This window comes from Streptomyces torulosus (assembly GCF_001419765.1).
Classification (GTDB): domain Bacteria; phylum Actinomycetota; class Actinomycetes; order Streptomycetales; family Streptomycetaceae; genus Streptomyces; species Streptomyces torulosus.
In genome coordinates this window covers 1-4,833 of sequence record NZ_LIRK01000748.1, presented here as the reverse complement: position 1 = coordinate 4,833, position 4,833 = coordinate 1, and the positions used below count along the sequence as shown (strand labels likewise).

Annotated in this window: 3 protein-coding genes and 1 pseudogene; 2 read left to right on the top strand and 2 right to left on the bottom strand. The window is 72.5% G+C overall.

Annotation, left to right across the window (positions count from 1 at the left end; all coding sequences use genetic code 11):
• Positions 1 to 223 precede the first annotated feature (223 nt).
• On the top strand, positions 224 to 1,504 hold the full coding sequence (locus AOK23_RS39035; protein WP_240496762.1) for a Shedu anti-phage system protein SduA domain-containing protein: 1,281 nt from the start codon (positions 224 to 226) through the stop codon (positions 1,502 to 1,504).
• A gap of 413 nt (positions 1,505 to 1,917) precedes the next feature.
• On the opposite strand, the gene AOK23_RS39030 is transcribed toward AOK23_RS39035, so the two are convergent.
• Both AOK23_RS39030 and AOK23_RS39025 read right to left on the bottom strand, forming a co-directional pair.
• Positions 1,918 to 2,811 (bottom strand): 2-hydroxy-3-oxopropionate reductase, encoded by an 894-nt coding sequence (locus AOK23_RS39030; RefSeq protein WP_055717197.1) that lies wholly within the window; start codon positions 2,809 to 2,811, stop codon positions 1,918 to 1,920.
• 45 nt (positions 2,812 to 2,856) lie between these two features.
• Positions 2,857 to 3,696 (bottom strand): TIM barrel protein, encoded by an 840-nt coding sequence (locus tag AOK23_RS39025; protein WP_055717196.1) that lies wholly within the window; start codon positions 3,694 to 3,696, stop codon positions 2,857 to 2,859.
• A 253-nt stretch (positions 3,697 to 3,949) separates the two neighbouring features.
• Here AOK23_RS39025 and AOK23_RS39020 point away from each other — a divergent pair.
• Positions 3,950 to 4,833: pseudogene (locus AOK23_RS39020) on the top strand (hypothetical protein); the annotation flags it as partial.

The window sequence follows — 4,833 nt, the reverse complement described above, 5'->3', positions numbered from 1 at the left end:
CTCGACACACGAGGCCCGCCGCCCCCGTGCCGGCGGGCCTCGTGTGTCGAGGATCTGCCCACACCCAGGGGCAGTTGAAGCCCTTCGACGGTGGTTCAGAGGTTGATTTGAGGGTTCCGTAGGCGCTCTACGCCGCCTTGCGTAGACAGACGGGTCCGGAGCGCGCCGGCCCCGAACCTCGGCCCCATGACGGATTGTCAGACCCGGGCCGCACAATCCCTCCATGGCGACACGATGCGACATGGCGCTGGAGTGGCAGCTGGAGAAGGTGGCGGAGGCGGCAGCCGGCCAGGCGGTGCAGGACGCCCTGACCGCCGTCCTCGCGCACATCAACGGCCGTCCCGGACGCGGCCGCAGGGGCGGCAAGGAACTGGAACGGCTGCTGGAGACGGCGCGCGGCACCGCGGCCGACGCGGGGGAGTGGCACGTGGTGCGCATGCTCCAGGACGCGCTGGACTACGCCCCAGGCCTCATCCTCAGACCCGACTTCGAGGAGCGCTACCGGCTCACCCGCGACGGCAGGCGCGACCGGATCAGCCGCGACTACCTCGGCAGGACGGTGTGGGTGACACACCGGTGGATGGTCGAGGAGGGCCGCGCCTACCTGCGGAAACATCCCGACGCGAGCACGGCGGAGTTCCTGGACCACTTCCACGCCCAAGGGGAGGACGCCCTGTTCATGGAGGCCCCCGAGGACCGCCCCGGCCGCTGGGTGATCCCGCGCGGCCGAGCCGAGACGGCACTGTGGCTGGAACGCATCCTCCGGGACGGCCGTGTCGGCATCGAGGACCCCGCCCTCGCCGCCCGGGACATCGCTGCCTCTCCGGAGGCCCTGGCCCTGCTCGCGGCCGACCACAAGGGCCGACTCGTCATCCAGGCCGCCGAGTTGCGCCGTCGCGCCGCCGGACTCGACGAGCTGCGCGCGGTGGTCGAGGACCCGAACGCCTCGGAGCGGGAACTCCAGCGGGCTCTGGAGGGCCAGCACTGGATCTTCGGCGGCCGGTTCGTCGGCGAGGCCGCGCACCGCAGGCTCGTACCGGGCGACGAGGTCGACATCCCGCTGATACGGGGCGACGGCGCCCTGCACATCGTCGAGCTGAAACGCTCGATGGGCCTCAAGCACCCCTTGGTGGTCCGCCACCGCAACGCCTGGGTGCCCGGGGCGGAGGTGCACAAGGCGGCGGGGCAAGCCGTCAACTACCTGGTAGGGCTCGATGAGGACCGCCACCGCGTCCGAGAGGAGTTCGGCATCGAGACCCGTCGGGCCGGCGCCCTCGTCCTCGTCGGCCACCCCGCGCTGCACCCGGAGGTGCCGGAGGAGGAGATCACCGAGGCCCTGCGGACGTTCAACGCCCACATGAGCCGGGTCGAGGTGCTCACCTACAAGGAGTTGCTGGACAACGCCCGGCGTTCGCTGGGAGGCCCGGACGAGCAGCGGGCCGCGGTGCCGGCCGAGGTTCCGGGGGCCGGACGGGAGCTGTTGCCGTTGCCGCCGGCCCTGTGACCGGGAGGGGGGTGGGCGGCCGGGACCGCGGCGGCGCACGACGGCATCGGCTCGGCGTCCCTCACGTCGAGACGGGGGGCCCACGCCTTGCGCCACCGCACTGGCGTGCACGCCGCCGCGGTCCTCGCCCTGCCCGCGCGTGCCGGACCGGATGACCCCTCATCCACGTGGGCCGGCGGGGCGCGCGGGGGCGGTGCGTCCGTGCAATTCGTCCCTGATGGGTGATCAGGAACCGGACGCGGTCAGGTGGTTCATCGAGTTCATCGAGTTCATCGAGTTCATCGAGTTCATCGAGCTCATCGGGGTCGTTCGGTTCGTCGGGGGTTCCGGTCCGCGGTGGCGCCTGGGCGCGACAGGACAGATGTCGGCGCCGCCGCGGACCGGAAGTTCGGGGAGGCTCCGGCCCTCGGGAATCAGAGCCGGGCGCCGGAGAGGCGCTCCACGGCCCGCAGCAGGGCCGAGTGGTCCAGGCCGCCGTCGCCCTGCGCGCGCAGCGACGCCACCAGCTGGGCCACCACGGCGCCGACGGGGAGCGCGGCCCCGACGGTACGGGCGGCGTCGGTGACGATGCCCATGTCCTTGTGGTGCAGGTCGATCCGGAAGCCCGGCTCGAAGTCCCGGTTCAGGAAGTTGTCCTTCTTGCGGGTCAGCACGGTCGAGCCGGCGAGTCCGCCGTTGAGGACCTCCAGCGCGGCTCCCAGGTCCACACCCGACTTCTCCAGGAAGACCACGGCCTCGGCGCACGCCTGGATGTTCACCGCGACGATCAGCTGGTTCGCGGCCTTCACCGTCTGCCCGGAGCCGTGCGGGCCGCACAGCACGATGGTCCTGCCGAGCGCCTCGAACAGCGGCTGGGCCTCGTCGAAGTCGGCCTGCTCACCGCCCACCATGATGGACAGCACGGCCTCCACGGCCCCGGCCTCGCCGCCGGAGACGGGCGCGTCGAGGACACGGATGCCCTTGCCCTTCGCCGCCCTCGCCAGGTCGATCGAGGTCTGCGGGGTGATGGACGACATGTCGATCAGCAGAGCCCCGGCCCGCGCGTTCTCCAGGATGCCGTCGGGGCCGTACGCGACCGCCTCGACCTGCGGGGACGCGGGCACCATGGTGATCACGACGTCGGCGTCCCGCACGGCCTCCGCGACGGAGGCCGCCGCCGTGCCGCCGGCCGCCGTCAGCCGGTCGAGCTTGTCCTGCTCCAGGGTGTGGCCCGTGACGTCGTAGCCCGCCTTGATCAGGTTCTCGGACATGGGGGAGCCCATGATGCCGAGTCCGATCCAGGCGACCTTGGGAAGACTGCTGCGCATGATGAGGGTGCCTCTCTGACTTCTGCTACGTCCGGTCGGTGGCGCTCAGCGCGCCGCGCGGGCCTCAGGGGGGAGCCACTCGAAGGCCTCGGCGCTCGGCCGGTCGCCCGGCTTGTACTCGAGGCCGACCCAGCCCTCGTAACCCGCCTTGCCCAGCTGGTCGAGGAGGTCGGCCAGCGGGAGGGAGCCCGTGCCGGGCGCGCCCCGGCCGGGGTTGTCGGCGATCTGCACATGGCCCGTCCGGTCGGTGTACCGCTCGATCACCGACGGCAGGTCCTCGCCGTTCATGGACAGGTGGTAGAGGTCCATCAGGAAGCGGGCGTTGCCGAGGCCGGAGGCCCGGTTGACCTGGTCGACGACATCGACGGCGGCGGGGGCCGAGACCAGCGGGCAGAGCGGGGACTCCACCCTGTTCAGGGCCTCGATCAGCAGGATCGCGCCCACCCGGTCGGCGGCCCGCGCGGCGAGGACCAGGTTCTCCAGCGCGAGCGTGTCCTGCTCGGCGGGGTCCACGCCCTCGACGCGGTTGCCGTACAGGGCGTTGAGGGCCGTGCAGCCCGCCGATCGCGCGAAGTCGGCGACCACGTCGACGTTGGCGCGGAACCGCTCCGACTCCTCGCCGGGGATCGACAGGGCGCCGCGGTCCGGGCCCGGCAGCCGCCCGGCGTAGAAGTTGAGCCCCGTCAGCTGGACACCGGCGCCGTCGAGCGCGCGCCTGAGGGCGTCCAGCTCCGACTGCTCGGGGGCGGGGGAGTCGACCCAGGGCCACCACAGTTCGACCGCCGTGAAGCCGGCCGCGGCGGCTGCCGCGGGGCGCTCCAGGAGCGGGAGTTCCGTGAAGAGGATCGACAGGTTGACGTTGAAGCGCTGCGCCGCGAATCCCATGGGGCCTCAGACGCTCCTTTCCGTGCCGCTTCCGAGTGCTTCCACATCTCATTTCCATATTGTGGAAGTTATTTTCTGCTTAATGGAAGGCTGCCGCCCGTGGGCCGGGCTTGTCAAGAGGGCGCGGCGGAAGTCGGCGCGCCGGACGACCCCTCGAACGGCTCAGTGCGCTCCGCCGGAGGAGGCGGGAGAGCGTAAGCGGTGTGACGGTGGTGGAAGGGATGAGCCGGCACACGAGCAGAAGGAGGGCGCGATGGCGTACGGACCGGTCGAGAGCGGCACGGTGTGCCCGGCCACGGGCATGGACACCGGCCTGCCACCGGACCCGTCCCGCGGCGTCTTCGAGCAGATCACCGCCGTCGCCGACGCCGTCCTCTACGAGGGCTACCTCCTGTACCCCTACCGGCGGTCGTCCGCGAAGAACCGCGTCCGCTGGCAGTTCGGGGTGCTGTTCCCCCGACAGTGGGTGGAGGCGGACGGCCCCGTGGTCCCCGGTGTGTCCGGCTCCGCCGACTCCTGGTACCAGCGGACCGAGTGCCTGCTGCGCGTCCGGCGGCCCGGCGCGAGCGTCCGGGTGAGGCTCCGTCACCTGCAGACGCAGCGCAAGCAGGTCGAGGAGGCCGGCCCCGACGGCGGCCACCGCCCGGTCGCCTCGCTGCGGACCGACGACGGCACGGTCCATCTGACCTTCGACGAGGCGGTCCCGCGCGAGACCGAGATCGTCGTCCCGTTGGACGACCTGCTGCGCGGCGAGAGCACCGTCCCGGTGGAGGCGGCGGCCGGCGAGGACATCGAGCCGCTGCCGGGTCGCGCGGGCCGGGTCGTGCGGCGCCGCGAGGAGGTGAGGGCGAGCGTCACCCTGACGGCCGAGCGACTCGCGGACGACGTGTTCCGGCTCCGCGTACGCACCGCGAACGCCGTGGACGGCCCGGAGCCCCGGGCGCCTCGCGACGAGGCGCTGCGGCGGGCGCTCATCGCCACCCACACCCTCATCGGCGGTGACGGCGTGGAGTTCGTCTCGCTGATCGACCCGCCGGCGGACCTGGCCGACCAGGCGCGGGCCTGCCGGAACGAGTTCACCTTCCCCGTCCTCGCCGACGAGCCCCCCGCCGGCCCCGTCGTGCTCTCCGCGCCGAT